Source organism: Pseudomonas sp. P5_152, from assembly GCF_033989915.1.
Taxonomy (GTDB): Bacteria; Pseudomonadota; Gammaproteobacteria; order Pseudomonadales; family Pseudomonadaceae; genus Aquipseudomonas.
Map to the genome: position 1 here is coordinate 2,369,054 of NZ_JASFAH010000002.1, position 26,224 is coordinate 2,395,277.

Genomic DNA, 26,224 nt, shown 5'->3' on the forward strand with positions numbered 1-26,224 from the left:
TTCATGCTTTTCAAAACTATACTCGCTCCAACGCCGATGGACTGCCAATGAAACTCTCCCGCCTTGCCATGACGCTGACCCTGCTGCCGGCCGGCCCACTGCTGGCCGACACCTTCGAACGCGACCAGGCACTGAAGCTGCCCGAAGTCCTGATCAGCGCCAATCGCCAGGTCGAAGCCCGCAATGACAGCAGTGCAGCCAACACGGTGTTCACCCGTGATGATATCGACCGCCTGCAACCCTCCAGCGTCACCGACCTGCTGAGCCGGGTGCCGGGGGTGCAAGTCACCCAGGCGGGCGGGCGCGGCAGCCTGCCGGGGATTTCCATTCGTGGCACCAAATCCGCGCAAAGCCTGGTGCTGGTCGACGGCCAGCGCATCGGCAATTCGACCTCGGGCGACAGCAACCTGCAGCACATCAACATCGAACAGGTCGAGCGCGTGGAAGTGTTGCGCGGCTCACGCTCGGTGATTTATGGCAGCGATGCGATTGGCGGGGTGATTCAGATCTTCACCCGGCGCAGTGCCGAGCCCGGCCTGCAGCCACGCCTGCACATGGGGTTGGGCAGCAACCAGACCTGGGAGCGTAGCCTCGGCCTGTCCGGTGGCGATGCCAACACCCGCTTCAACCTCGGCGCCAGCCTGGATGAAACTGCCGGGATCGACCGCACCCACCAGTCCTACCCCAGCGATGGCGATCACGACGCCTACCGCAACCAGGCGCTGAGCCTGAGCCTGAGCCATGGTTTGAGTGACGACCTGGAAGTCGGTTTCAACGTGCTGGATAACCGCGGCAAGAGCGAGTTCGATAGCCCGTTCGGTCGCTACGACTCAAGCACGGGGCAAAGCTACCAACAAAAGCCCTACAGCGATTTCAACGTCAGTAGCGTCAGCGGCTATTTCGATGCCCGCGTCAACCAGGCCTGGAAGACGCGCGTCGAACTGGGCCACAGCGAGAACCGCGAACAAACCCGCGACAAGCTCAGCACTGAAGACTCGGTATTCAACACCTACCGCGACTCCGTGAATTGGCAGAACGACCTGACCCTCAACGAGCAGAACAGCCTGATCCTGGGGGGTGACTGGTACGAAGATCGGGTCAACAGCGACTTTGACTACTACGGCGCGCGCGCCGCTTTAGGTGAAGACAGCCGCTGGAACCGCGCCGCGTTCATTCAGCATCATTTCACTGCCGAGCACTTCTCTACCGAACTGGGCCTGCGCCGCGACGACAATCAACAGTTCGGCAGCCAGAACAGCTGGAGCGGCACCTTCACCCTGCCGCTGAACGCCGACAATGACTTGCTGCTGACTTACAGCGAAGGTTTCCGGGCGCCGACCTTCAACGACCTTTACTACCCGGACTACAACAACCCGGGCCTGAAGCCTGAAACCTCAAAGAGCTACGAACTGCAATGGCGCAGCCAACTGACTGACAGCAGCCGACTGGAAGCCTCGCTCTACCGCACCGACCTCGAAGACGCGATCATCTATGGCAGCCGCCCGGAAAACGTCGCCTCGGCGCGGATCAACGGCTTCGAGGCAGCCCTCAAGCAGGAGCTGTTCGGCTGGCAGAGCAACCTGGGCGTCTCGATCATCGACCCACGGGACCGCGACAGCGGCCACACCCTCGCCCGCCGTGCCCGCCGCACCTTGAACCTGGACCTGGACCGGCAGTTCGACCAGCTCGGACTGGGGGCGACCTGGCAAGTGGTGAGCAGCAGCTACGACGACGAGAAGAACCTCCAGCCCCTGGGCGGCTATGGCCTGCTGAGCCTGCGCAGCAGTTGGGCGGTGAACCACCAAGTCACCCTGCAGATGAAAATCGACAACCTGCTGGACAAGGACTACAGCCGCGCGCTGTACCAGTACCAAGGCGAGCAGTACGGTTATCGCGAGGAAGGCCGGGCGTTGATGTTCGGGGTGACGTGGATGCCGCAGCTCTGAACTGAGATCAGCGGTGTTGCGGCCATCTCTTCGCGAGCAGGCTCGCTCCCACAAAGGCCGGGCGGGTGTATGCAAAACCTGCGAACACCCAAAGCCACTGTGGGAGCGAGCCTGCTCGCGATAGCCGCACCTCGGTCTTACCGACCAGGCGCTATCAACCGGCACAACGCCGCCGTCGCTTCGATCATCTGCCCGCTCGGCCGCTCCAGGCCTTTGTCGGTCACCCGCAGTAATTGCCCACTACTCACCGCCGTGACCTGTGGCCAGGCTTTCCAGGCATCGAGCTGAGCCTGGCTGCTGGCGAGGATCACCTGCGGATTACGCGCCAGTACCGACTCGATGCTGACCTGCGGCGCCGGCAGGCGCAGGTCGGCGAACACATTCCGCGCGCCACACACCTCTAGCGCGTCGCTGATGATCTGCCCGCCGCCCACGGTGTATAGCGGCTGGTCCCAGACCTGATAGAACACCCGCAGCGGCACCTCGCGCCGGTAGCGCTGGCGCAAGCCATCCAATTGCCGACGCAGGTCGGCCGCCAGTGCTTGCCCACGTTCGGCTCGTCCCAGTTGCCGGGCAATGTCTTCGATCTGGGTAGTCAATTGGTTGAGGCTGTGGGGTTCGGCGACGTAGGTGGGGATGCCCAGCCGGCTCAGTTGTTCGCGCTGTGCCGGGCCGACACTACCGGGCCAGAGCAGCAACAGATCGGGCTTGAGGCTGAGCAGGCGTTCCATGTCCAACTGGCCATAACGGCCCACCGATGGCACGGACTCAAGGGCTGGCGGACGCTCGCCGGCATCGAGCACGCCGACCAGCAGGTCGGCCGAGTCCAGCTCGACAACGATTTCCGACAGGGACGGTGCCAGGCTGACTACTCGCTCCACGGCGGCCGCTGGGCCACTGAGGACCAACAGCAGCGCCAGCCAGCGCCCCATCAGCCGAGTTGACGCGGAATACGGTAGAGGTAGAACAGCACGCCAGTGGCCAACCCCAGCAGCACCAGAGGCACCGCCTCCAGGCCGACGAACACCGCCAGCGCGCCGATCCAGGCCGGCAGGGAGGCCACCAGCATGGCGCTGCGGCGCTGAGCGGCCAGGGCGATCCAGGCCGCCGGTTCATCGGCGGTGTCCAGGGCTTTTTGGGTGGCGATCAAGCCGTGCTTGTAGGCACCGAAAAATTTCAGGCTGACGAACATCGAGGCCATGCCGGCGATGAAGAACGGCATCGCCAGGATCGGAGCCAGGGCTTCACCCTCGCCAAACAGGCCATTGATCACCAGCAACGGCAGCAGGGCCAGCGCGAAGTATTGCCACCAATTGACGGACAGGCGCCGCCGAACCTGGCCGCGGGTCACGCCCGGTCTGCCTCGCCCTGGTGCTCGTTGCCCATCATGTGGTCGAGCTTGCTGGCCTTGGTCGCCAGGTAGAGTTTGTTGTGCGGATTGTGGCCGGTGTGCAACGGCACGCGTTCGGCAACCACGATGCCCATGTCGGTCAATGCCTTGACCTTGCGCGGGTTGTTGGTCATCAGGCGCAGGGATTTGACGCCCAGGTGCTCGAGCATCGGCAGGCACATGGCGTAGTCACGCTGGTCAGCGGCAAAACCCAGGCGCTCGTTGGCTTCAACGGTATCAGCACCGCCATCTTGCAACTCATAGGCGCGGATTTTGTTCAGCAGGCCAATGCCCCGGCCCTCCTGGCGCAAGTACAGCAACACGCCACGGCCTTCGCGGGCGATGGCCTGCAAGGCGGCTTCCAATTGTGAGCCGCAGTCGCAACGCTGGCTGAACAAGGCATCGCCGGTCAGGCACTCGGAGTGCAGCCGGCCGAGTACCGGGGCACCATCGGCCACATCACCCAAGCTCAACACGACGTGCTCGCGGCCAGTGGACTCATCGAGAAAGCCATGCATGGTGAATTGCGCAAAAGGCGTTGGCAGCTTGGAAGCGGCAACAAAAACGACAGGCACCGGTGTGCTCCTGATCTATGTACTGGAGATTCGCAGAGGCGGCATTGTAACAGCAGGTTCCGAACCACGCTTAGGCTGAATTATCGGCCATAACGATCAAATAGTTTGATCACTGGCCGGCGGGCATCAGGTTGCCCTCAAACGGATACGGTTGTTTCCAGCGTTCGAAAATCGGTTTCAGCCCGCCGTTGCCGACCAGCAGGGTCATGCGCTGATCATACAGCTTCATCAGCGACCTGGCCTGGGAGGTATCGGCAAAACCGAGGAACAGCGGCAGCTCGGCCAGATGGGTATAGCGAAACTGCTGCGAATCGACGGCGCCTTTGAGCACCGCCTCGACCTCGGTCTGGGCGTCGATGTAATAGTCCGCACGACCCTGCTGGAGCATCGGCAGGATGCCGGTGCGGCGCTCGATCTGGTTATAGCGGCGCACATTGGGCAGGTAATTTTCGTAACGGTAGCCGCGCACCCAGGCCAGGCGGTACTTGCCCAGCGTGGCCTGGGTCGGTGCCGGACTGCTCGCCAGGCCGAGGGCATAGATGTGGTCGGAGTCAAAGTTCCAGTGCGGGTACAGCACGCCCTTGGCCTCGTCCCGGTAGGACCCGACCAGGGCATCGACTTCCTTGAGTTGGACCAGGCCGATCGAGCGGGTGTAGGGCACCATGCGGATATCCAGCTTGACCCCGGCCGGCTCGAACACCTCACGCAAGATGTCCCAGGCCAGGCCGTGCCCGTCGGCAGCGGTGTAGTCTTCCCAGTCTTCGCTCGCCAGATGGATTACCGCAGGTACAGCGGGCACTTCCACCGCACGGGCGACCGAGCAGACCATAGCCAACAGCAGGATCCAGCAACCGCGCCGCACCATTCCCTAGCCCCTCGAACAGTCCCTCAGGTGAAATACCAGACCAGCCCCTGCATCCCCAGCCAGGCAAAGACCCCCGCCAGCACGTCATCGAGCATGATCCCGATGCCGCCGTGCACATGCCGGTCGATCCAGCGAATCGGCCATGGCTTGAGGATGTCGAAAAAGCGGAACATCAGGAACCCCGCCAACAACCAGTACCATCCCTCCGGCACCAGCCACAGGGTGATCCACATCCCGACCATTTCGTCCCAGACAATGCCCTCGTGGTCGTGCACGCGCAAGTCGTCGGCAACTTTGCCGCACAGCCAGAAGCCGAACAGCATGGTGATGCCCAGCATCAGCCAGTAGCCCCAGTCGGGCAGCATCTGCCACAGCGGGATGAAGGGTAGCGCAACTAACGAGCCCCAGGTGCCGGGTGCCTTGGGCAAGGTGCCCGAGCCAAAGCCGAAGGCCAGGAAATGCCAGGGATTGCGCCAGACCGATGGCGGCACGAACTTTGCCGGAACCTGTTTGGGATGATCTGTCACGGTGTCTCCTGGAAATGTTGATAACCCCGGATGTTCGGGGTGATGTCCTGCCCATTGGCGTCCAGCAGCGTTACGCCCTGCCCGGCCACGACCCGGCCGACCACGTGGATCGGCCAGCCCTCGGCCAACAGGGTCGGCAGATGAGCCGGCGGCAAGGTAAACGCCAGTACGTAGTCGTCACCGCCGCTGACCGCTGCCACCCGGGCCGCATTCTCGCCGAGAAACCCCAGTAGTGCCGCCGACAGCGGCAGTTTCTGATTCTCCACCAGCAAGCCGACAGCCGACGCCTTGGCAATATGCCCGCAGTCGGCGAGCAAGCCATCGGAGATATCCAGCGCCGCGCTGGCCTTGCCGCGCAACGCCTGGCCCAACGCCAGCTGCGGCTGTGGCGACCAGTAGTGCGCCAGCAACGGTTCGGCGATAGCGGCCGGCGCCGTACGCTGGCCGAGCACCAGGGGCAAGGCCCCGGCGGCGTTGCCCAGCTCGCCGCCAACACACAGCAGGTCGCCGACCTGCGCACCGCTGCGGGTCAGGGCCTGGCCGGCCGGGACACGGCCGAACACGGTCATGGTCAGGCTCAGCGGGCCGCGCGTGGTATCGCCACCCACCAGCCGCACGCCGCAGCTCTGCGCCATCTGGTTCAAACCACGGGCATAGGCATCCAGCCATTCGGCGGTTACCGTCGGCAAGGTCAGGGCAAGGGTAAAGGCTACGGGGGTGGCGCCCATGGCAGCCAGGTCACTGACGGCCACCGCCAGCGAACGCTGACCGAGCAAAAACGGGTCGCAGGGATCTGCGAAATGCACACCGGTCACCAGCGTGTCGGTGGAGATCGCCAACTGTTCCCCTGCGGGAACAGCGAGCAAGGCGCAGTCGTCGCCGATCCCCAGCGCAACGCCATCGCCCGCCTGCGCACAGGGCGCAGCGGCGAAGTAGTTGCGGATCAGCTCAAACTCGCCCATGAGGTCTCAAGCGCGTATCAGCGCTTGAACGCCTTCACTTCAGCTTCACGCAGGCGCGGGGCCAGCTTGTCGAGGACACCGTTGACGAACTTGTGGCCATCGGTGGAACCGAAGACTTTAGCCAGCTCGATGCCTTCGTTGATCACCACGCGGTACGGCACGTCGACGCGCTTGAGCAGTTCCCAGGTGGACAGGCGCAATACCGCCAGCTCAACCGGGTCGAGCTCGTCGATGGTCAGGTCCAGGCAAGGCGTGAGAGCGGTGTCGATTTCGGTCTTGAACTGCGGAACCCCGTGGAGGATTTCGCGGAAGTAGGCGCCATCGACATCACTGAAATCGTTATCGACCCGGAACTGCGCTTCGATCTCGTTCAAAGACTGCTTGGCCATGTGCCATTGATACAGAGCCTGGGTCGCGAGCTGACGGGCTTCGCGGCGCTTGACGCTCTTCGATGGTTTACCAGCATCCGCAGGCTTTGGATCGCGCGGGTTGAAACGATCGCTTTCGTCGCTAATCACTTGGCCTCCAACTGCGCCAGCAGGCTGACCATTTCCAGAGCGGACAGGGCAGCTTCGGCACCTTTGTTACCGGCCTTGGTGCCGGAACGTTCGATGGCTTGCTCGATGGAATCAACGGTCAGCACGCCGAAAGCGACTGGAACGCCGAACTCCATGGACACCTGGGCCAGGCCCTTGGTGCATTCACCTGCCACGTATTCGAAGTGCGGAGTACCGCCACGAATGACCGCGCCCAGGGCGATGATTGCCGCGAACTCGCCTTTCTGGGCGACTTTCTGCGCAACCAGCGGGATTTCGAAGGCGCCAGGGGCACGGATGATGGTGATGTCGCTTTCGCTCACGCCATGGCGAACCAGGGCATCAACCGCACCGCTTACCAGGCTTTCGACAACAAAGCTGTTGAAACGGCCAACAACCAGGGCGTAGCGGCCTTTGGGGGCGATGAAGGTACCTTCGATGGTCTTCAGGGTCATTCGACAAATCTCTTAAAGAGCCGGGACGCGTTCAGTACGCGTCCCTCAGTGATATTTGAACCGCGAACAAGGGGTGGAAAAACACCGGCCTTTATTCGGAGGGCACGTATTCTACAACTTCCAGATCGAAACCGGATATCGCATTAAATTTCATTGGCGCCGACATCAGGCGCATTTTGCGTACGCCAAGGTCGCGCAGGATCTGCGAACCGGCACCGACGATGCTGTAGGTGGTCGGTTTTTTCACCGCCGCCTGGTCAGCGGTTTCGCGGATATGCGCCAGCAACACGTCGCCATCGAGCGGGTGACCGAGCAACAGCACCACCCCGCTACCCGCCTCGGCAACCGCGGCCATGGCGGCGCGCAGGCTCCAGCGGCCCGGCTGCTTGACCATCAACAGGTCGCGCAGCGGGTCCATGTTGTGCACCCGCACCAGGGTCGGTTCTTCGGCGCACACGGTGCCCAGGGTCAGGGCCATGTGCACGTCGCCTTCCACCGAATCACGATAGGTCACCAGGTTGAATTGGCCCAGTTCGCTGTCCAGTGGCTGCTCGGCAATCCGCTGAACGGTACGTTCGTGGATCATCCGGTAGTGGATCAGGTCGGCGATGGTACCGATCTTGATGTTGTGTTCAGCGGCAAAGGCTTCCAGCTCGGTACGACGGGACATGGTGCCGTCGTCGTTCATCACCTCGCAGATCACCCCGCTCGGCTCGAACCCGGCCATGCGCGCCAGGTCGCAGGCGGCTTCAGTGTGGCCGGCGCGGGCCAGGGTGCCGCCGGCCTGGGCCATCAGCGGGAAGATGTGCCCCGGGCTGACGATATCTTCAGCCTTGGCGTCCTTGGCGGCTGCGGCCTGCACCGTACGCGCACGGTCGGCGGCGGAGATGCCGGTGGTCACGCCTTCGGCGGCTTCGATCGACACAGTGAACTTGGTGCCAAAGCCGGAACCGTTGCGCGGCGCCATCAGGGGCAGCTTCAGCAGTTCGCAGCGCTCGCGGCTCATCGGCATGCAGATCAGGCCACGGGCGTGCTTGGCCATGAAGTTGATGTGCTCAGCCTGGCAGCACTCGGCGGCCATGATCAGGTCGCCTTCGTTCTCGCGGTCTTCGTCATCCATAAGGATGACCATCTTGCCTTGGCGGATGTCTTCAACCAGTTCTTCGATGCTATTGAGCGCCACGCGGCACCCCCCTTCTTTCGAAATTTGAGCTTCAGGATTTGAGGTAGCCGTTGGCGGCCAGAAAGCTTTCAGTGATGGTGCCGCCGGCAGTCGACTCCGCAGCCTTGTCGCCCAGCAGCAGTCGCTCCAGGTAACGGGCCAGCAGGTCCACTTCCAGGTTCACCCGGCGACCCGGCTGATACGCGGCCATGATGGTTTCGCTCAAGGTGTGCGGAATGATCGTCAGCAGGAATTCGGCGCCATCGACCGCGTTCACCGTCAGGCTCGTGCCGTCGACGGTGATCGAGCCTTTATGGGCGATGTACTTGGCCAGTTCCTTCGGGGCACGGATGCGGAACTCCACGGCCCGGGCGTTTTCGGTGCGGGCGACCACTTCGCCGACGCCGTCGACGTGACCGCTGACCAGGTGGCCACCCAGGCGGGTGGTCGGAGTCAGGGCTTTTTCCAGGTTGACCGGGCTGCCGCTCTTGAGGTCATTCATGGCGGTGCAGTCGAGGGTTTCGCGACTGACGTCCGCTGCAAAACCGTCGCCTGGCAGCTCGACGGCCGTCAGGCAGACGCCGTTGACCGCAATGCTGTCGCCCAGTTTGACATCGCTCAGGTCGAGCTTGCCGGTGGCTACGTGAACCCGTACATCTCCGCCTTTTGGGGTCAATGCACGAATACTGCCGATGGATTCGATGATGCCGGTAAACATGAAGTCCTCCTCGAGAACAAAACCTTCTTGGCCGCAGCCGGGAATTATACGCTTGCGGCCGGCACGGGAATGGCGGTGACTCGCCAGTCATCGCCAACCGCACGAATGTCAGTGATTTTCAGTGCCGGCGCATCCTTCATTTGCGTCAGTGGCCAGTCGAGCAATGGCCGCGCCGTGGAGCCGAGGAACTTGCCGGCGACAAAGATCTGGTACTCGTCCACCAGGCCTTGCTGGGCAAAGGCGCCCGCCAGCCTTGGGCCGGCTTCCACCAGCACCTCGTTGACGCCGCGGGCGGCCAGTTCGAGCAATAGCTTGCGAAGGTCGACCTGACCCTCTTCACCCGGCACGATCAGGCACTCGGGGCCGTTGGCGTACTGCTCTTCCACGGCCACGCAGGTGGCGACCAGGGCCGGGCCGGCCTTGAAGAACGGGGCATCGAGCGGCACCCGCAGGCGACCATCGATCAATACCCGCAACGGTGGACGGCTCATGGCCAGGGCGCTTTGTTCGGCGTCCAGCCCCAACTCATCGGCGCGCACAGTCAGGCGCGCGTCGTCTGCCAGCACCGTGTCGGCCCCCGTCAACACCACGCTGGCCTGCGCCCGCAGGCGTTGGACCGCGGAGCGCGCCGCCGGGCCGGTAATCCATTGGCTTTCGCCGCTGGCCATGGCGGTGCGCCCATCCAGGCTCATGGCCAACTTGACCCGCACGAACGGCAAGCCGTGCTCCATGCGCTTGAGGAAACCCTGGTTGAGCTGGCGCGCCTCGCCTTCGAGCACGCCGCAGGTGGTGGCGATGCCGGCCTGTTCCAGGCGCTGCAGGCCACGCCCGGCCACTTCCGGGTTGGGGTCCTGCATGGCGGCAACGACGCGCGCTACCCCCGCCGTGACCAACCCATCGGCGCACGGTGGCGTGCGGCCGTGATGGCTGCAGGGTTCGAGCGTGACGTAGGCGGTCGCGCCCCGCGCCTGCTCGCCGGCGGCGCGCAAGGCGTGGACTTCGGCATGCGGCTCGCCGGTGCGCACATGCCAGCCTTCGCCGACGACCTGCCCGTCACGCACGATCACGCAACCGACCCGCGGATTGGGATGGGTGCTGTAGTGGCCCTTGCGTGCCAGTTCCAGCGCGCGCGCCATGTAGTGGGCGTCGAGGATCGCTTGCTCAGTGGACATCGTCATGGTTTGACCGGTTCTCGGGCCAGGCGATCGATCTCTTCGCGGAACTCGTTGAGGTCCTGGAAGCGGCGATACACCGAAGCGAAACGAATGTAGGCGACTTCATCAAGCTTCTGCAGCTCGGCCATCACCAGCTCACCGACCACCAGCGATTTGACTTCGCGCTCGCCGGTTGCCCGCAGTTTGTGCTTGATGTGCACCAGGGAGGATTCCAGGCGCTCGACGCTCACTGGACGTTTTTCCAGGGCGCGCTGCATGCCCGCGCGAAGTTTTTCTTCGTCGAACGGCTGGCGGCTGCCGTCGGTTTTGATCAGGCGCGGCAACACCAGTTCGGCGGTCTCGAACGTCGTGAAACGTTCGCCGCAGGCCAGGCATTCACGCCGGCGGCGCACCTGTTCGCCCTCGGCGACCAGACGGGAGTCGATGACCTTGGTGTCGTTGGCACCGCAGAAGGGACAGTGCATGGTGGCAGGCAACAAAAAAAGGGAGGGCCATGGTAGCGCATCCCGGTGGCAAGACAAGCCATAGGGTTTACGGTATACAGACGGGCTATAGTGCTTGATCCATGGATTTCACCTCGCTGGAGCCGCAAATGCCGCTACGACCGCTTGTTTTACTCAGTTTCGTCAGCCTGCTGGTGGCCTGTAGCAGTGATGCGCCCAAGCCCGCAGAACCGGCATCCGGCCCCGCGCCGCAGATGGCCCAGAAGAAGGCCCAGGCGTCCGCCGACCAGGGTCCGCTGCCGGCTTACCAGCGCGAACTGAGCGGTTCGTTGCAGGGTGTGCCAGCGGGGGCCGAAGTCGAACTGGCGCTGCTGGTGGTCGACGAGCGTTCGCGGCCGCAGCAGTTGCTGGCCAGCGCCAACCTGGTCGGCAACAACCAGGCCCTGCCGTTTCACCTGCGCTTCAACCCCGAAGCCTTTCCCGCCGGCGCGCGGGTCGAGCTGCGCGGGCGCGCCAGCCAATCCGGGCAACTGATCCTGCACCTGCCCTCGCAACGAATTTTCCAGCCGACTTCCCAGGCTCTGGGGCAATTGCAATTCGTCAAAGCACCATGACGGCACCGCTCGACCTGCAACACGCCCTGAGTGAACTGCTCGGCGATGCGCAACTGGTGCCCTGCCCGCTGCCGGATACCGAGCTGCAACTGTGGCTGATCGACGGCGACAACATGGACCGTGCCTTCAGCCCGGAAGAAACCCGACGAATCCTGCATGAACCGCCGTACTGGAGTTTCTGCTGGGCCAGCGGCCTGGCAGTGGCGCGCTACCTGGCCGCCCACCCACAGTGGGTCGCTGGCAAGCGGGTGCTGGATTTCGGTGCCGGTTCCGGGGTGGCGGGGATTGCGGCGGTCAAGGCCGGTGCCCTCGAAGTGGTGGCCTGCGACCTCGATCCCCTGGCACTCGCCGCCTGCCGGGCCAATGCCCGGCTCAATGGGGTTGAACTCAGCTATTCAACGGACTTTTTCGCCGAGGCCGATCGTTTCGACCTGATCCTGGTGGCTGACGTGCTGTATGACCGCGCCAACCTGCCGCTGCTCGACGCTTTCCTCAGCCGAGGCCGCGAAGCCCTGGTCGCCGACTCACGGGTGCGCGACTTCTCGCATCCGCTCTACCGGCGGCTGGAGATGCTCGAGGCCATGACCTTGCCCGACCTGGCCGAGCCTGAAGAGTTTCGCCATGTGAGCCTGTACCATGCTGCCCGCTGCGTTACGGATTGACCCGGCTGCCTGCGCTTTCGGCCAACCCCACCAAGCTTTATAGTTGCCCCATCCACGTTTTTTCGAGATACCCCATGAGTCAAGACACGCCGTACATCTTCGACGCCACCACCGCTGATTTCGAGCAGTCGGTGATCGAGAACTCGTTCCACAAGCCCGTGCTGGTGGATTTCTGGGCTGAATGGTGTGCACCGTGCAAGGCGCTGATGCCGATGCTGCAAACCATCGCCGAGAGTTACCAGGGCGAGTTGCTGCTGGCCAAGGTCAATTGTGATGCCGAGCCAGACGTCGTGGCGCGCTTTGGTATTCGCAGCCTACCGACCGTGGTGCTGTTCAAGGACGGCCAGCCGGTGGACGGTTTTGCCGGCGCGCAACCCGAATCCGCGGTGCGCGCATTGCTTGAACCCCATGTACAGATGCCACCGCCACCCGCGGCCGATCCGTTCGAACAGGCCCAGGGGTTGTTCGACGAGGGCCGCTTTGCCGAGGCCGAGGCCGCGCTCAAAGTGCTGTTGGGAGAAGACAACAGCCACGCCGGCGCACTGATCCTCTATGCCCGCTGCCTGACCGAACGCGGCGAGCTTGGCGAAGCCCAGGCCGTGCTGGATGCGGTCAAGAGCGATGAGCACAAGGCCGCACTGGCGGGCGCCAAGGCGCAGATCCAGTTCCTCGGCCAGGCAGCGAACCTGCCGGATGTGGCCGACCTGAAAGCGCGCCTGGCACAGAATCCACAGGACGACGAAGCGGTCTATCAACTGGCGATCCAGCAACTGGCCCGCCAACAATACGACCCGGCGCTGGACTCGCTGCTCAAGTTGTTCATCCGCAACCGCAGCTACAGCGAAGGTTTGCCGCACAAGACCCTGCTGCAGGTGTTTGAGCTGCTGGGCAACGATCACCCGCTGGTCACCACCTACCGCCGCAAGTTGTTCGCTGCGCTGTACTGATCCGCATCAAGCGCAACCCTGTAGGAGCGAGCTTGGCCGCGTGGAAAACATGCGCCTACGACGGCTCTATCCAGCTATAGAGCGGTGTATCGCCGCCGCTCAGCACCTTGACCTCGGCGCAGTGGCGCAGGCGCACCAATAGGCGCTTGCCAGCTACCGCGCTGCCGGTCAGTCCTTCCAGTTGCTCGAGCAGATCCGGCCCACTCAGTTGCCCGGACTTGCGCAGTAACGCCTTGGCCAACTGCCACTGGGCGTCGTCCGGATTGGCCGGTTTCGCCGCAACGCTGGCGGCGGGCTCTACACCGTCGACCTTACTCACCTGCAACTGCGCGCCAAGTTTCGCCCAATCGCCATCATCGAGCTCCAGGGTCAAGTCCACCGGCCAGTCGCCGATGCTTCCACGTATGCGCAACATTGGGCTTTCCTCAGGTTTATGACGAACATGCTCCCACGCGTCTTGCGCAACGCCAAGCATGCAGTCAAACTCCCGCCGAGATTGTTATAAGATCACATAACAAAACAGTTAACTTCCGCCCCGGAGACTTTCCATGCGCCGTCTGCTCCTCGCTTTGCCGTTTGCCCTGTTGCCGCTGGCCATCGCCCAGGCGGCCGACGAACATGACCATGATCATCAACACGCCAGCCTCGGTGCCCACGAACATGGCGTCGGGCGCTTGAACGCGGCGCTGGATGGCCAGACCCTGGAACTGGAACTGGACAGCCCGGCGATGAACCTGGTGGGCTTCGAGCACGCCGCCAGCACGCCGGCAGACAAGGCCAAGGTTGCCGCGGTACGGGCACAACTGGAGCAGCCGCTGGTGCTGTTCAGCCTGCCGCAGGCCGCCAACTGCGTGCTCAGCCAGCAGGAGCTGAACAGCCCGCTGTTCGGTGACAAACCGGACGCCGACGATGACCACGACCACGCAGACGCCAAGGACGCCGAGGGTCATGAACACCAGCATGACCACAGCGAAATCCACGCGCATTACCAGTTCACCTGCAGCCAACCGGATGCGCTGAAGAGCCTGGACCTGGCCCAGGTGTTCAAGACCTTCCCCGCCACCCAGAAAATTCAGGTACAACTCATCAGCCCCAACGGCCAGCAAGGGGTCGAGGTGACGGCCAAGGCGGCTGCGCTTAAATTCTGAATCCACCGAAGATCCCCTGTAGGAGCGAGCCTGCTCGCGATGGAGTGTCAGATACTTTGGTATCGACTGATACACCATCGCGAGCAGGCTCGCTCCTACAGGGGTTCACCACCAACCAGACCGGTTTCACATGACCCAAGCACTCATCGAACTGACCGACCTGGGCTTCCATTGGCCCGGTCACCCGCCCTTGCTGGACATCCCGGCGTTTCGCCTGGAGGCCGGTGAAACCCTGTTTCTCAAAGGCCCCAGCGGCAGCGGCAAGACCACCCTGCTGGGCCTGCTCGGCGGCGTGCAGAAGCCCAATCGCGGCAGCATCCGTTTGCTCGGGCAAGAACTGACGGACCTCTCGGCCGGTGCCCGGGATCGTTTTCGGGTCGACCACACGGGCTACATTTTCCAGCAGTTCAACCTGCTGCCGTTTCTCTCGGTGCGCGAAAACGTCGAGTTGCCCTGCCACTTCTCCCGCGTGCGCGCCAACCGCGCGATCCAGCGTCATGGCAGCGTCGACAGCGCCGCCGCGACGCTGCTCGCGCACCTGGGGCTCAAGGATCCAGGCCTGCTTGGTCGACGGGCCGACTCCCTGTCGATTGGCCAACAGCAACGCGTCGCCGCTGCCCGCGCACTGATCGGCCAGCCGGAACTGGTGATCGCCGACGAGCCGACCTCGGCCCTCGACTACGACGCCCGCGAGGCCTTCATCCGCCTGCTGTTCGCCGAATGCCGGGAAGCCGGTTCCAGCCTGTTGTTCGTCAGCCACGACCAGAGCCTGGCGCCGCTGTTCGATCGTCACCTGTCGCTGGCCGAACTCAATCGCGCCGCCACGCCCACAGAGGTCTGAGATGTATCTGTTCCGTCTAGCCATGGCCAGCCTGGCTAACCGCCGCTTCACCGCCATCCTCACGGCCCTCGCCATCGCCCTGTCGGTCTGCCTGCTGCTGGCCGTGGAGCGGGTGCGCACCGAAGCGCGCGCCAGTTTCGCCAGCACCATCAGCGGCACGGACCTGATCGTCGGCGCCCGCTCCGGTTCGGTGAACCTGCTGCTGTACTCGGTGTTTCGGATCGGCAATGCCACCAACAACATCCGCTGGGACAGCTTCGAGCACTTCGCCAATAACCCCAAGGTGAAATGGGCAATCCCGATTTCCCTTGGCGACTCCCATCGCGGCTATCGGGTGATGGGCACCACTGACGCCTACTTCCAACATTACCAATACGGCCGCCAGCAACACCTGCAACTGGCCAGCGGCCGGGCCTTTGCCACGGATCCGTTCGAGGTGGTACTGGGCGCGGAAGTGGCCGACGCGCTGCACTACAAACTCGGCGACCAACTGGTACTGGCCCACGGCGTGGCGGTGATCAGCCTGGTCAAGCATGACGACAAGCCCTTCACCGTGGTCGGCATTCTCAAGCGCACTGGCACCCCGGTGGACCGCACGCTGCACATCAGCCTCGGGGGCATGGAGGCGATCCATGTCGATTGGCACAACGGCGTGCCGGCGCGTGGCGATGGCCGGATCAGCGCCGACCAGGCGCGCAACATGGACCTCACGCCCCTGGCCATCACTGCGTTCATGCTCGGCCTCAACAGCAAGATCGCGACTTTCTCCCTGCAACGCGAGATCAATGAATTTCGTGGCGAACCGATGCTGGCGATCCTGCCGGGCGTGGCCTTGCAGGAACTCTGGAGCCTGATGGGCACCGCTGAAAAAGCGCTGTTCGTGGTGTCCCTGTTCGTAGTGCTGACCGGCTTGATCGGCATGCTCACGGCGATCCTCACCAGCCTCAACGAACGCCGACGGGAAATGGCGATCCTGCGTTCGGTCGGCGCCAGGCCCTGGCATATCGCCACGCTGCTGGTGCTGGAGGCCTTTGCGCTGGCGCTGTCGGGGGTGATCGCCGGCCTCGGCCTGCTGTACCTGTGCATCGCCCTGGCGCAAGGTTACGTGCAGTCCAACTACGGCCTGTTTCTGCCGTTGTCCTGGCCAAGCGAGTATGAATGGACGCTGCTCGGTGGCATCCTGCTTGCCGCGCTGCTGATGGGCAGCGTGCCTGCCTGGCGGGCCTACCGGCAATCGCTGGCCGACGGTCTGTCGATCCGTTTATGAGGACGTAAAATGCCCCGCGCTCTGCTTGCGCTGTTGATGCTGGTCGCCCTGCCCCTGTGGGCGGCCGAACCCAGGGACCTGACCTGGTCGGAGATGATTCCGCCGGACGCGCCCGCCGAAGTGCCGAACATGAAACCGCTGCACGACCTGTCGCAGATGAGCGACGCCTTGTCGGCCGAGTCAGCGCCGGCCGCCCGGCAGGACCTGCCCAACGCACCAGTGGTGCAGACCCTCGACGGCCAGGCCATTCGGTTGCCCGGCTACATCGTACCGCTGGAGGTCAATGAGGCAGGACGCACCACCGAGTTTTTGCTGGTGCCGTATTTCGGCGCCTGCATCCACGTGCCCCCACCGCCGTCGAACCAGATCGTGCATGTCCGGAGCGAGATCGGGGTCAAGCTCGAAGAGTTGTACCAGCCGTACTGGATTGAAGGCGCAATGCAGGTCAAAGCCTCCACCAGCGAACTGGCGGATGCCGGGTACCAGATGGATGCCCAGAAGATCTACGTGTACGAATTGCAGGAGTGAAACTGCGAAGTTTTCATGGACTGACCTGAACTTGCGTCTACGCTCAAGCCGGCGCTGACGACGACCGCTCATCCGAGCAACGATCTTAATGCGCCATCACGCTTTCATTGAGCTGCGTCAACGTCCCAGGTCGGATCCCTCCATAAAATGGGATATAGAATTCAAATTGTCCCTTGGAGCCCCCATGCACAAGTCATTGCTTAGCGCTTCCCTCATTGCATTCGCGCTTGCAGCCCCGTCCGCCCAAGCCCACGAAGCCGGCGATATCATCGTCCGGGCCGGTGCCATCACCGTTAATCCGAAGGCCGACAGCTCCAGCGTCAAGGTCGATCGCGGCCCGCTGGCGGGTACCGACCTGGGCGGCAAGGCGACAATGAGCAGCGACACGCAATTGGGCCTGAACTTCGCGTACATGATCACCAACAACCTGGGGATCGAGCTGCTGGCGGCAACGCCGTTCGAGCATGACGTCAAACTCAAAGGCACCGCACTCCCTGCGGCCAACGGCAAGCTCGGCTCCTTGAAGCACCTGCCGCCGACCCTGAGCCTGGTGTACTACCCGCTGGATCACAAATCGGTGTTCCAACCCTACGTGGGCGCGGGCATCAACTACACCTGGATCTATGACGAACACGTCGGCAGCCAGGCCAGCGCCAACGGCTTCGACAACTTCCGGGCGAAAAACACCTGGGGCGTGGCATGGCAGGTCGGTGCCGACTACATGCTGACCGACAACATCATGATCAACGGCCAGGTGCGCTACATCGACATCGACACCACCGGTTATGTGGATAACAACGCTGTCGCGCCAGGCACCCGCGCCAAGGTCGATATCGATGTGGACCCATGGGTCTACATGGTTGGCCTGGGCTACAAGTTCTAAGCCACACCCGCAAAAAAAAGGCGCCTCTAATCAGGCGCCTTTTTTGTTCTCGTAAAACCCCTAGCGACCCAGCAGGCGGGCCAGACCGACGCTCATTGGCGTTTGCTCGGGGAAGGTGAAGCGCTGCAGCAGGCGCTGGTTGTTCGCCCGCGAATGGCGGATATCGCCCGAACGGGCCGGGCCGTAGGTGATCGGCGGTAAGTCGCCGACCACTTCGCGCAACGCCTGGAGCATTTGCTTGAGGGTGGTGGCCTGGTTCCAGCCGACGTTGACCGCACCGACTTCCAGCGTAGGCGCTTCGATAGCCTGCACCAGCAGGTCTACCAAGTCTTCGACATAGACAAAATCACGAGTCTGCTCGCCATCGCCGAACACGGTGATCGGCAGCCCCTTGACCGCGCGCTCGCTGAAAATGCTGATCACCCCGGAGTACGGCGACGACGGATCCTGGCGCGGGCCGAAGATGTTGAAGAAGCGAAACACCGCGGGCTCCAGGCCATGCTGGCGGCGGTAGAAATCGAGGTAGTACTCACCCGCCAGCTTGTCCGAAGCGTAGGGCGTGAGCGGCGCCTTGGCGGTGTCTTCGTCGATCGACTGGCCTTCGCCATTGTTGCCATAGATCGCCGCGCTCGAGGCAAACAGCACACGCTTGACCCCAGCCTGGCGCATGGCTTCACAGACGTTCAGGGTGCCAATGAAATTGCTCTGGTGCGTACGCACCGGATCGTCCACCGAGTCCTGCACGGAAGCCACGGCAGCCAGGTGCGCCACGGCACAACAACCGACCATCACCTTGGCCACCAGGGCAGCATCGGCGACGTCGCCTTCGATCAACTCGATACGTGGATCGTCCAGTTGCAGGTTGCTGCGCTTGCCGGTGGACAGGTCATCGAGCACACGCACCGAGTAGCCCTTGGCAAGCAGGGCGTCGGCGAGGTGCGAGCCAATGAAACCGGCACCGCCGGTGATTAATACAGGGCCTTCAGCCATGACGATAAAACCTATCCAGTAAGCCCGGGAGCGCGGCACGCCAGGCGCGCGGCTTGATCCCGAAGGTGTGCAGAATTTTCTTGCAGGCCAGGACCGCGTGTTGCGGTTCTTCGGCGGCATCCGGACGCGCGGCATGGGCCTGCGCGGTCGGTGCTTCAATGGCCAGCGGATGCAGGGTGCGGGCCTCGGTCAGGATGGCCTGGCCCAGCGCCAGCGGCGTGGTCGCCTCGTGTCCCGCGTAGTGATAGGTGCCCCACAGCGGCGCCGCGCAATCGAGTTGCTTGAGCACCGAAATGATCACCCGTGCGGCGTCGTCTACCGGGGTTGGGTTGCCCCGTCGGTCATCGGCCATCAGCAGCTCTTCAGGCTGTTCGGCACGTGCCAGGAAGCGTCCCAGTGCGCCATCGGCACTGTCATCGAGTAACCAGCCAAACCGCAGCATCACGTGTTGCGGGCAGGTTGCGCGCACGCTCTGCTCGATGCGCCACAACGCCTGGCCACGCAGGCCCAGCGGCACCGGCTCGTCCTTTTCACTGTAGGCAGTAGCCCGCGAGCCATCGAACACTCGATAGCTAGAAGGCTGGAGCAGGACGATGTTGTGGTGCTGGCACAATTCCGCCAGGCGCTCGACTGCTCGTTCCTGCCCGGCCAGGCGCGCCTCGGGCACCTGCTCGGCCTGGAACCAGTCGAAGTAGTAGGCGAGGTTGATCAGCGCGTCCGGGCGAGTGTCGTCGAGCAGTTGGGTCAGGCTCGCGGCATCCCAGCCGTCTTGCGGTGGACGGGGGGCGAGGAAACCGATGTCTTCCTCCGCACCGAGGCGAATCAGCGCCTGCCCAAGGGCATTTCCGCCACCCAGTAACATAAGGCGCATTCGCATAGAGTCAGCAGGCCCAGTCTGTTTGAAACGATGAGTGTAGCGACAGCGCCCGCAGGCGTTGTCGTTGAGAGTTGCCGGAATCGTTACATTTTGCGGGTTTAATACGCAACCGTCACTTATAAACTGCCAACCGCAGCCTTTGCAGTCGCAGCCAGGGGCAGCGCTGGGCCGCACTGCGCGCGGACTTGCAACTTGGGCCGGGCCGTCGCATAACTGAGCCCATGAATCTCCCCGAGTCCGCCGACAGCGTCCTCGACGGCTTTCACCCCGCCGTCAGCGCCTGGTTCAGCAGCACTTTCGCGACGGTCACTGCCGCCCAGGCGCGCGCGTGGCCCTTGATCCGCCAGCGCCGCTCGACCCTGATTGCCGCGCCCACCGGCTCCGGCAAGACCCTCACCGCGTTTCTGGCGGTGATCGACGACCTGGTCCGGCAAGGCCTGGCCCTGGGCGGCGAGTTGCCTGACGAAACCCGGGTGGTCTACGTCTCGCCCCTCAAGGCGCTGTCCAACGACATCCAGCTCAACCTGCAGACCCCGCTGGCCGGCATCACTGCGCAACTGCAACAGCAGGGACTGCCCGAATTGCAGATCAGCACCGCGGTGCGCACCGGCGATACCCCGCAAAAGGAGCGCACGGCGATGCGTAAAAGCGCGCCGCACATTCTGGTGACCACCCCGGAATCGCTCTACGTGCTGCTCGGCTCCGACTCGGGCCGACGAATGCTCGCCAGCACCCGCACGGTGATCGTCGATGAAATCCACGCCATGGCCGCCAGCAAGCGCGGCAGCCACCTGGCCCTGAGCCTGGAGCGCTTGCAGGCGTTGTGCCGCGAGCCGCTGCTGCGCATCGGCCTGTCTGCCACGCAAAAGCCCATCGACGCGGTGTCGCGATTCCTGGTGGGCACTGGACGCGCCTGTGACATCGTCGACATCGGCCACGCCCGCCCCCGGGACCTGGACATCGAAGTGCCGCCCGTGCCGTTGTCGGCAGTGATGGCCAACGATGTCTGGGAGCTGGTCTATGAGCGCATCGCCACCCTCGCCCGCGAGCACCGCACCACCCTGGTCTTCGTCAACACCCGGCGCCTTGCCGAACGCTTGAGCCGCCACCTCAGCGAACGCCTGGGCAAGCACGCGGTGGCCGCGCACCACGGCAGCCTGGCCAAGGAGTTTCGCCTGGATGCCGAGCAACGACTCAAGCGCGGCGAGCTGCAGGTGCTGATCGCCACTGCGTCGCTGGAACTGGGGATCGACATCGGCGACGTCGAACTGGTCTGCCAGATCGCCTCGCCGCGCTCGATTGCCGGGTTCCTGCAACGGGTCGGCCGCTCCGGGCACCAGGTTGGCGGCACGCCCAAGGGGCGCCTGTTCGCCACCACCCGCGACGACCTGATCGAATGCGCCGCCCTGCTCGACTGCGTGCGCCGAGGCGAGCTCGATAGCCTGCTGATCCCCGTCGCGCCGCTGGACGTACTCGCCCAGCAGATCATCGCCGAAGTCAGTTGCCAGGAATGGCCGGAGCAGGCGCTGTTCGACACCCTGCGCCGCGCCTCACCCTACGCCGCGCTGGACCAGGCGCATTACCAGGCCGTGCTGAAGATGCTTGCCGAAGGCTACAACGGTCGCCAAGGCATCCGCAGTGCGTACCTGCACCGCGACGCCGTCAGCGGTTCCTTGCGCGGCCGCCGCGGGGCCCGGCTGACCGCCGTGACCAGCGGCGGGACGATTCCCGACAACGCCGACTACAGCGTGTTGCTGGAGCCCCAGGGGCTGAACATCGGCAGCGTCAACGAAGACTTCGCGGTGGAGAGTATCGCCGGCGATGTCTTCCAATTGGGCAACAGCTCCTACCGGATCCTGCGGGTCGAAACCGGCAAGGTGCGGGTCGAGGACGCCCAGGGCCAACCGCCCACCATCCCGTTCTGGCTGGGCGAAGCACCGGGGCGCAGCGCCGAGTTGTCCTACGCCGTGGCGCGCCTGCACGCCCAGCTCGACCAACTGCTGGGCGCCACGTCCGGCGACTTGCAACCGAGCCTGGCCTGGCTGACCGCGACCCTTGGCCTGAACCTGGCCTGCGCCGAACAACTGGTGGACTACCTGGCCCCCGCGCGCCTGGCCCTCGGCGCCCTGCCGTCCCAGGACACGCTGCTGATGGAGCGCTTTTTCGATGAGTCCGGCGGCACCCAACTGATCATCCACACTCCCTTCGGGAGCCGCATCAACCGCGCCTGGGGCCTGGCCTTGCGCAAGCGCTTCTGCCGCACCTTCAACTTCGAATTGCAGGCCGCCGCCAGCGAGGACGCCATCGTCCTGTCGCTGTCCACCAGCCACAGTTTTGAACTGCAGGACGTCTGGCGTTACCTGCACAGCAACAGCGCCGAGCAGATCCTCGTCCAGGCAGTGCTCGACGCACCGCTGTTCGGCGTGCGCTGGCGCTGGAATGCCGGCGTGGCCCTGGCGCTGCCGCGCTACAGCGCAGGCCGCAAGGTGGCGCCGCAGATCCAGCGGATGAAAAGTGAAGACTTGATCGCCAGCGTGTTTCCCGACCAGATCGCCTGCCTGGAAAACCTCGCCGGTGAACGGGAAATTCCCGATCACCCACTGGTTGAGCAAACCCTCGACGACTGCCTGCACGAAGCCATGGACTGCAACGGCTGGCTGGCCTTGTTGCGGCGCATGGAGCAGGGCGAACTGCGGTTGATCAGTCGCGACCTGCCCGCCCCTTCGCCCCTGGCAGCGGAAATCCTCAACGCCCGGCCCTACACCTTTCTTGACGATGCGCCTCTGGAGGAACGTCGCACGCAAGCGGTGCTCAGCCGTCGCTGGAGCGATCCGCAGGCGACCGATGACCTCGGCGCCCTGGACCCGCAGGCGATCGAGTCGGTGCGCGAAGAGGCCTGGCCGCAACCCGCCAGCGTCGATGAAATGCATGAAGCGCTGATGAGCCTGGGAGCCATCACCGACAACGAGGTGCAGCAGAACGATCGATGGCTGCCGTGGCTACGGGAGCTGGCCGAGCAAGGCCGCGCCAGCCGCCTGGCCATCGATGCCGAACATGGCCTGTGGCTGGCGCTGGAGCGCCTGAGCTGCCTGCAAGGAGTTTATCCACAGGCGCTGCTGCAACCGCCGCTCCATCCGCTACCAGGCTTTGACCAGCTGTGGGCACCTGATGAGGCGCTGGTGGAGCTGCTCCGCGCCCGGCTCAGCGCCTTCGGCCCACTGCCCCTGAGTGAGATTGCCGCCGCCCTGGGGCTGATGCCGCTGTTGGTCGAGCAAGGCCTGGCCCAACTGGAGCGCGACGGTTACGTATTGCGTGGGCGCTTCAGCCCAGGCACGACGCAGGAACAGTGGTGCGAGCGGCATCTACTGGCGCGGATCCATCGCTACACGGTCAAGCGCCTGCGCCGGGAAATCGAACCGGTGGCCCTGCAGGACTTCATGCGATTTCTGTTTGACTGGCAGCACCTGTCCGCGACAACCCAAGGCCAGGGCAACGCCATGTTGCCGGTGATCGTCGCGCAGTTCGAAGGTTACCCGGCGGCGGCTTCGGCCTGGGACAGTGATCTGTTGCCGGCGCGACTCAAAGGCTACTCGGCCACCTGGCTGGATGAACTGTGCCGCAGCGGCAAGCTGGTCTGGACGCGCTTGAGCGCGCGCCACAAGACCGCCAGCGTGGCCCTGCGCAGCACGCCGATCGTGTTGTTGCCCAGGGCGCAAGCGGCACTCTGGAGCAGCTTGACCGAACAGGCACAGGTCGAGGATTTGTCGCCCAAGACCCAGAAAGTCCATCAGGCCCTGAGCCAACACGGCGCGCTGTTTTTTGATGAGTTGCTGCACGAGGCGCACCTGCTGCGCAGTGAACTGGAGATCGCCTTGCAGGAGTTGGTCGGCGCCGGCCTGGTGAATGCCGACAGCTTTGCCGGCCTGCGCGCACTGATCACCCCGGCGAGCAAACGCCAGGCCCGCAGCAGCCGACGCGGGCGCGGGCCCCTGGTCGGTGGGATGGACGATGCCGGACGCTGGGCCCTGCTGCGTCGCACAGCCGCCCCCGTCAGCGATGCCCCGCGCGGCACACCCGCAGGCACCCTTGAACACATCGCCATGACCTTGCTGCGCCGCTACGGCGTGGTGTTCTGGCGCTTGCTTGCGCGCGAAGCGGACTGGCTGCCCAGTTGGCGGGAATTGCTGCGCACCTTTCATCGCCTGGAGGCACGCGGGGAGATCCGCGGCGGACGTTTTGTCAGTGGCCTGGCCGGCGAGCAGTTCGCCCTGCCCGAAGCCATCCCGCTGTTGCGCGAAGTGCGCCGCCGCCCCCATGACGGCAGCCTGGTCAGCGTCTGTGGGGTTGATCCGCTGAACCTGGTCGGCACCTTGCTGCCGGGGCAGAAAGTCCCGGCCCTGGCCAGCAATCGACTGGTGTACCGCGACGGCTTGCCGGCGGCGGCCGAGATCGCCGGCGTACAGCATTTCTGGCTGCAATTGGACCTGCAACAACGCAGCGCGCTGCAGCAGAAGCTGACCCAGTACCGGCTCGCGCCAGTCGCCGACCCTGGGCTGCCGAGCGCTTAAGAACTGTGGCTCGGATTGGGCATCAGCAGCGCTGAGTTGTCCTTGGCGGCGACCGCCTCTTCATGCTTGTCTTCGGGTCGGTCCAGGTGTCGCTCATGCAGCAGCACCTGCTGTGGATAAGTCTGCGCGAAATGCACCCATGGGCTGTTATCCACAAGCTTTTTCAAGCGCAGGTTGAACGCCCGGTTCACCGCATATTGGCCGCCGGAGACCGTGCGGAACTGCGCCGTCAGGATCACCCCGTTGAGGTCCATCTTGTCGACCCCGAACACTTCCAGCGGGCCTTGCAGGTTGTACTTGAGGAACGGGTCTTCGCTGATCGAACGGCCCGCGTCGCGGATCAGCGCGATGGCCTGGTCGACATCGGTGTCGTAGGTGAACTGCACCGAGAAAAACGCAAAGGCGAATTGCCGCGACTGGTTGGTGACCGCCTTGATCTGGCCGAATGGCACCGAATGCACGAAGCCCTTGCCGTCGCGCAGGCGCAGGGTCCGGATGGTCAGGCCCTCCACCGTGCCGGCATGCCCCGAGTCGAGCACCACCCAGTCGCCGATCGACAGGGTGTCTTCGATGATGATGAACAGCCCGGTGATCACATCCTGTACCAGTTGCTGCGAACCAAAACCGATCGCCAGCCCCACCACCCCGGCACCGGCCAGGAACGGTGCGACGTTGATCCCAAGGTTGGCCATGGTAGTGATTGCGCAGATCACCACCAGGATGATTTTCATCGCGTTGCGCAGCAGCGGCAGGATGGTTTTGATCCGGGTATTGGGCTGGCGCGCATTGCGCTTGTTGACCGGCGGCTTCAAGGCTTCCTGAATGGCCGTGTCGAGTACCACCCACACCAGCCAGGTCACCAGGAAGATCAGGCCGATGCGGCTCAACGAATCGCTGATCGCCCGGCCAATCGCGTTGCTGACCGCGAACTCGAACAACGATACGCCCCAGATCCGCCCCAGGATGTCGATGAAGGCGATGGCCATGACAATCCGCAGCAAGGCGTGGGACAGGCTCAGGAAACGCTCCTTGTAGGCACCGCTGCGCTGCACCGCCAGCGCGCTGCGGGACTTGAACAGGTGTTGCAGCATGGTGCTGATAAACACCGTGGCAATCAGCAGCAACGTGGTGAACAAGGCACAGCGCAGGACCTTCTGATTGTCATCGCCGATGCCGATCAGGTTGATCAGCGACACCAGCACCATCAACAGGATCGGCCAGTACCAGACCCCGGAAAAGATCCGCAGGGTCTCGCGCAATGCCGGTTGTTTCTGGCGCTGGGCCAGCGGCAGGATGCGGATCAACTGACCCACCGGCCTGCGCAGGCGAATCACCAGCAGGCCGAAGATGATCGACGCCGACATACCGGTGAACACCGCGATACTGCTGGTCAGGTTGTCCCCCAGGCGATTGGCGATCTGCGAGCTGGTCAAGGCGTCGCTCAGGGCCACCAGAAAACCCATGGCGAACAACGGCCGCGGGCTGTTCTGCAGCAGGATGCGCACTGCCTGGCGCTTATGCCCGACGTTGAACAGCACCACCAGCGACAGCAACAGCGAGGCGACAAAGATCCCGGCGCTGGTGGCGTAGGCCAGGCTCAAGGCGAGTGCGCGGCCTGCCGATGCGGGCAGGAAATGACTGAGGTACAGGGTCAGGGGCAAGCTGATCAAGGCGGGCAGCGTGTAGGGCAGCAGGTAACCGAGCAACGCCTGGCCACGCTCACGGGTGAGCAACAGGCGATGCCGTGCCAGGCGTCGGGCCAGCAGGCCACCGAGCAACCAGAGCAGCGCAAACACCCCGCCCCATACCACGCTCAGCAGGAGGAAATCGCCGACCACGCTCCAGCTCGAGCGCGGCGAAGGTTGATTGACCAGTTGGTCCACCTCGTCCACCGCGCGGTCCGCGCGCAGGCGCCAGGCTTGAACCAGGTGCTCGTTAAGATCGAGCTTTTCCTGGACATCGTCGATGCTCGAACTGATGGCGCCCAGCAGGCCGCCCTGCACCAGCGGTTCGGGTTTGGACGCTGCGGCCGGCTCTTTACCGGTAACCGCCGCAATGGCCGGTAGCGCATTCGCCTGCAAGGCAGGACTGGCGCAACACAACAGTAGCGCGAGCCAGATCGCGGTTTTGATTGGAGACAAAACG

General features: G+C 63.9%; 26 protein-coding genes. 10 read left to right on the forward strand and 16 right to left on the reverse strand.

Annotated features, from left to right (window positions below):
- Nucleotides 1–47 precede the first annotated feature (47 nt).
- Nucleotides 48–1,946, forward strand: a complete 1,899-nt coding sequence (locus QMK50_RS10785; RefSeq protein ID WP_320333102.1) for a TonB-dependent receptor domain-containing protein — start codon at nt 48–50, stop codon at nt 1,944–1,946.
- A gap of 137 nt (nt 1,947–2,083) precedes the next feature.
- On the opposite strand, the gene QMK50_RS10790 is transcribed toward QMK50_RS10785, so the two are convergent.
- From QMK50_RS10790 to nrdR, 12 genes are all read right to left on the reverse strand, one after another.
- Nucleotides 2,084–2,878: a cobalamin-binding protein gene (locus QMK50_RS10790; RefSeq protein WP_413787296.1), complete on the reverse strand. Its 795-nt coding sequence runs from the start codon at nt 2,876–2,878 to the stop codon at nt 2,084–2,086.
- Nucleotides 2,878–3,297 carry an MFS transporter gene (locus tag QMK50_RS10795; RefSeq protein ID WP_159998151.1) on the reverse strand — a complete coding sequence of 140 codons (420 nt, stop codon included), beginning with the start codon at nt 3,295–3,297 and terminating at the stop codon, nt 2,878–2,880. The genes QMK50_RS10790 and QMK50_RS10795 overlap by 1 nt, the downstream gene beginning before the upstream one ends.
- Nucleotides 3,294–3,911: a GTP cyclohydrolase II gene (gene ribA / locus QMK50_RS10800; RefSeq protein ID WP_027617724.1), complete on the reverse strand. Its 618-nt coding sequence runs from the start codon at nt 3,909–3,911 to the stop codon at nt 3,294–3,296. Before ribA ends, QMK50_RS10795 begins: the two co-directional genes overlap by 4 nt.
- Nucleotides 3,912–4,020: 109 nt before the next feature.
- Complete coding sequence (locus tag QMK50_RS10805; protein ID WP_320333103.1) at nt 4,021–4,776, reverse strand: transporter substrate-binding domain-containing protein; 756 nt, start codon at nt 4,774–4,776, stop codon at nt 4,021–4,023.
- A gap of 23 nt (nt 4,777–4,799) precedes the next feature.
- Nucleotides 4,800–5,303 carry a phosphatidylglycerophosphatase A gene (locus QMK50_RS10810; protein WP_320333104.1) on the reverse strand — a complete coding sequence of 168 codons (504 nt, stop codon included), beginning with the start codon at nt 5,301–5,303 and terminating at the stop codon, nt 4,800–4,802.
- Nucleotides 5,300–6,265, reverse strand: coding sequence for a thiamine-phosphate kinase (gene thiL / locus QMK50_RS10815; RefSeq protein WP_320333105.1), 966 nt, complete (start codon nt 6,263–6,265; stop codon nt 5,300–5,302). Before thiL ends, QMK50_RS10810 begins: the two co-directional genes overlap by 4 nt.
- Before the next feature lie 17 nt (nt 6,266–6,282).
- Entirely contained in the window at nt 6,283–6,783 is a 501-nt protein-coding gene (gene nusB, locus QMK50_RS10820) for a transcription antitermination factor NusB (protein WP_056728930.1), read from the reverse strand.
- Nucleotides 6,780–7,256, reverse strand: coding sequence for a 6,7-dimethyl-8-ribityllumazine synthase (ribE, locus tag QMK50_RS10825; protein ID WP_003228649.1), 477 nt, complete (start codon nt 7,254–7,256; stop codon nt 6,780–6,782). Before ribE ends, nusB begins: the two co-directional genes overlap by 4 nt.
- A gap of 91 nt (nt 7,257–7,347) precedes the next feature.
- Nucleotides 7,348–8,439, reverse strand: a complete 1,092-nt coding sequence (gene ribBA, locus QMK50_RS10830; protein WP_095166224.1) for a bifunctional 3,4-dihydroxy-2-butanone-4-phosphate synthase/GTP cyclohydrolase II — start codon at nt 8,437–8,439, stop codon at nt 7,348–7,350.
- Nucleotides 8,440–8,470: 31 nt separating this feature from the next.
- Nucleotides 8,471–9,136, reverse strand: coding sequence for a riboflavin synthase (locus QMK50_RS10835; protein WP_320333106.1), 666 nt, complete (start codon nt 9,134–9,136; stop codon nt 8,471–8,473).
- Nucleotides 9,137–9,180: 44 nt separating this feature from the next.
- Nucleotides 9,181–10,314: a bifunctional diaminohydroxyphosphoribosylaminopyrimidine deaminase/5-amino-6-(5-phosphoribosylamino)uracil reductase RibD gene (gene ribD, locus QMK50_RS10840; protein WP_095166221.1), complete on the reverse strand. Its 1,134-nt coding sequence runs from the start codon at nt 10,312–10,314 to the stop codon at nt 9,181–9,183.
- The gene (gene nrdR / locus QMK50_RS10845; RefSeq protein WP_162530215.1) at nt 10,311–10,775 is read right to left on the reverse strand and encodes a transcriptional regulator NrdR; all 465 of its coding nucleotides are present in this window, start codon (nt 10,773–10,775) and stop codon (nt 10,311–10,313) included. Before nrdR ends, ribD begins: the two co-directional genes overlap by 4 nt.
- 128 nt (nt 10,776–10,903) lie before the next feature.
- On the opposite strand from nrdR, the gene QMK50_RS10850 reads away from it, so the two are divergent.
- The 3 genes from QMK50_RS10850 to trxA all read left to right on the forward strand — a co-directional run bounded on the left by QMK50_RS10850 (nt 10,904) and on the right by trxA (nt 12,977).
- Complete coding sequence (locus tag QMK50_RS10850; RefSeq protein ID WP_095166615.1) at nt 10,904–11,368, forward strand: YbaY family lipoprotein; 465 nt, start codon at nt 10,904–10,906, stop codon at nt 11,366–11,368.
- Nucleotides 11,365–12,030, forward strand: coding sequence for a class I SAM-dependent methyltransferase (locus QMK50_RS10855; protein WP_159998157.1), 666 nt, complete (start codon nt 11,365–11,367; stop codon nt 12,028–12,030). The genes QMK50_RS10850 and QMK50_RS10855 overlap by 4 nt, the downstream gene beginning before the upstream one ends.
- Before the next feature lie 74 nt (nt 12,031–12,104).
- A complete protein-coding gene (gene trxA / locus QMK50_RS10860; protein WP_159998159.1) occupies nt 12,105–12,977 on the forward strand; it encodes a thioredoxin in 873 nt (290 codons plus the stop codon).
- Between the two features lie 55 nt (nt 12,978–13,032).
- On the opposite strand, the gene QMK50_RS10865 is transcribed toward trxA, so the two are convergent.
- Entirely contained in the window at nt 13,033–13,392 is a 360-nt protein-coding gene (locus QMK50_RS10865) for a hypothetical protein (protein ID WP_320333107.1), read from the reverse strand.
- Nucleotides 13,393–13,525: 133 nt separating this feature from the next.
- On the opposite strand from QMK50_RS10865, the gene QMK50_RS10870 reads away from it, so the two are divergent.
- The 5 genes from QMK50_RS10870 (at nt 13,526) to QMK50_RS10890 (ending at nt 17,644) form a co-directional block, all read left to right on the forward strand.
- On the forward strand, nt 13,526–14,125 hold the full coding sequence (locus tag QMK50_RS10870; RefSeq protein ID WP_320333108.1) for a DUF2796 domain-containing protein: 600 nt from the start codon (nt 13,526–13,528) through the stop codon (nt 14,123–14,125).
- Nucleotides 14,126–14,255: 130 nt separating this feature from the next.
- Entirely contained in the window at nt 14,256–14,966 is a 711-nt protein-coding gene (locus QMK50_RS10875) for an ABC transporter ATP-binding protein (RefSeq protein WP_320333109.1), read from the forward strand.
- Nucleotide 14,967: 1 nt separating this feature from the next.
- A complete protein-coding gene (locus tag QMK50_RS10880) occupies nt 14,968–16,233 on the forward strand; it encodes an ABC transporter permease (RefSeq protein ID WP_320333110.1) in 1,266 nt (421 codons plus the stop codon).
- A gap of 9 nt (nt 16,234–16,242) precedes the next feature.
- A complete protein-coding gene (locus QMK50_RS10885) occupies nt 16,243–16,761 on the forward strand; it encodes a DUF3299 domain-containing protein (protein WP_095166207.1) in 519 nt (172 codons plus the stop codon).
- A 184-nt stretch (nt 16,762–16,945) separates the two neighbouring features.
- Nucleotides 16,946–17,644: an OmpW/AlkL family protein gene (locus tag QMK50_RS10890; protein ID WP_095166205.1), complete on the forward strand. Its 699-nt coding sequence runs from the start codon at nt 16,946–16,948 to the stop codon at nt 17,642–17,644.
- Between the two features lie 60 nt (nt 17,645–17,704).
- Here the strand turns inward: QMK50_RS10890 and QMK50_RS10895 are convergent, their stop codons facing one another.
- Nucleotides 17,705–18,634, reverse strand: a complete 930-nt coding sequence (locus tag QMK50_RS10895) for an NAD-dependent epimerase/dehydratase family protein (protein WP_320333111.1) — start codon at nt 18,632–18,634, stop codon at nt 17,705–17,707.
- A complete protein-coding gene (locus QMK50_RS10900) occupies nt 18,627–19,511 on the reverse strand; it encodes a sugar nucleotide-binding protein (protein ID WP_320333112.1) in 885 nt (294 codons plus the stop codon). The genes QMK50_RS10895 and QMK50_RS10900 overlap by 8 nt, the downstream gene beginning before the upstream one ends.
- Before the next feature lie 221 nt (nt 19,512–19,732).
- On the opposite strand from QMK50_RS10900, the gene QMK50_RS10905 reads away from it, so the two are divergent.
- The gene (locus tag QMK50_RS10905) at nt 19,733–24,079 is read left to right on the forward strand and encodes a DEAD/DEAH box helicase (RefSeq protein WP_320333113.1); all 4,347 of its coding nucleotides are present in this window, start codon (nt 19,733–19,735) and stop codon (nt 24,077–24,079) included.
- Here QMK50_RS10905 and QMK50_RS10910 read toward each other — a convergent pair.
- The gene (locus QMK50_RS10910) at nt 24,076–26,220 is read right to left on the reverse strand and encodes a mechanosensitive ion channel family protein (RefSeq protein ID WP_320333114.1); all 2,145 of its coding nucleotides are present in this window, start codon (nt 26,218–26,220) and stop codon (nt 24,076–24,078) included. The genes QMK50_RS10905 and QMK50_RS10910 overlap by 4 nt on opposite strands.
- Nucleotides 26,221–26,224 lie beyond the last annotated feature (4 nt).

Excerpts from the sequence above, each read along its gene's own strand:
- QMK50_RS10785 (WP_320333102.1), top strand. The coding sequence starts at position 48 with ATGAAACTCTCCCGCCTTGCCATGACGCTGACCCTGCTGCCGGCCGGC.
- QMK50_RS10790 (WP_413787296.1), bottom strand. The coding sequence starts at position 2,878 with ATGGGGCGCTGGCTGGCGCTGCTGTTGGTCCTCAGTGGCCCAGCGGCC.
- QMK50_RS10805 (WP_320333103.1), bottom strand. The coding sequence starts at position 4,776 with ATGGTGCGGCGCGGTTGCTGGATCCTGCTGTTGGCTATGGTCTGCTCG.
- thiL (WP_320333105.1), bottom strand. The coding sequence starts at position 6,265 with ATGGGCGAGTTTGAGCTGATCCGCAACTACTTCGCCGCTGCGCCCTGT.
- ribE (WP_003228649.1), bottom strand. The coding sequence starts at position 7,256 with ATGACCCTGAAGACCATCGAAGGTACCTTCATCGCCCCCAAAGGCCGC.
- QMK50_RS10835 (WP_320333106.1), bottom strand. The coding sequence starts at position 9,136 with ATGTTTACCGGCATCATCGAATCCATCGGCAGTATTCGTGCATTGACC.
- ribD (WP_095166221.1), bottom strand. The coding sequence starts at position 10,314 with ATGACGATGTCCACTGAGCAAGCGATCCTCGACGCCCACTACATGGCG.
- nrdR (WP_162530215.1), bottom strand. The coding sequence starts at position 10,775 with ATGCACTGTCCCTTCTGCGGTGCCAACGACACCAAGGTCATCGACTCC.
- QMK50_RS10850 (WP_095166615.1), top strand. The coding sequence starts at position 10,904 with ATGCCGCTACGACCGCTTGTTTTACTCAGTTTCGTCAGCCTGCTGGTG.
- QMK50_RS10855 (WP_159998157.1), top strand. The coding sequence starts at position 11,365 with ATGACGGCACCGCTCGACCTGCAACACGCCCTGAGTGAACTGCTCGGC.
- trxA (WP_159998159.1), top strand. The coding sequence starts at position 12,105 with ATGAGTCAAGACACGCCGTACATCTTCGACGCCACCACCGCTGATTTC.
- QMK50_RS10865 (WP_320333107.1), bottom strand. The coding sequence starts at position 13,392 with ATGTTGCGCATACGTGGAAGCATCGGCGACTGGCCGGTGGACTTGACC.
- QMK50_RS10870 (WP_320333108.1), top strand. The coding sequence starts at position 13,526 with ATGCGCCGTCTGCTCCTCGCTTTGCCGTTTGCCCTGTTGCCGCTGGCC.
- QMK50_RS10875 (WP_320333109.1), top strand. The coding sequence starts at position 14,256 with ATGACCCAAGCACTCATCGAACTGACCGACCTGGGCTTCCATTGGCCC.
- QMK50_RS10880 (WP_320333110.1), top strand. The coding sequence starts at position 14,968 with ATGTATCTGTTCCGTCTAGCCATGGCCAGCCTGGCTAACCGCCGCTTC.
- QMK50_RS10885 (WP_095166207.1), top strand. The coding sequence starts at position 16,243 with ATGCCCCGCGCTCTGCTTGCGCTGTTGATGCTGGTCGCCCTGCCCCTG.
- QMK50_RS10890 (WP_095166205.1), top strand. The coding sequence starts at position 16,946 with ATGCACAAGTCATTGCTTAGCGCTTCCCTCATTGCATTCGCGCTTGCA.
- QMK50_RS10895 (WP_320333111.1), bottom strand. The coding sequence starts at position 18,634 with ATGGCTGAAGGCCCTGTATTAATCACCGGCGGTGCCGGTTTCATTGGC.
- QMK50_RS10900 (WP_320333112.1), bottom strand. The coding sequence starts at position 19,511 with ATGCGAATGCGCCTTATGTTACTGGGTGGCGGAAATGCCCTTGGGCAG.
- QMK50_RS10905 (WP_320333113.1), top strand. The coding sequence starts at position 19,733 with ATGAATCTCCCCGAGTCCGCCGACAGCGTCCTCGACGGCTTTCACCCC.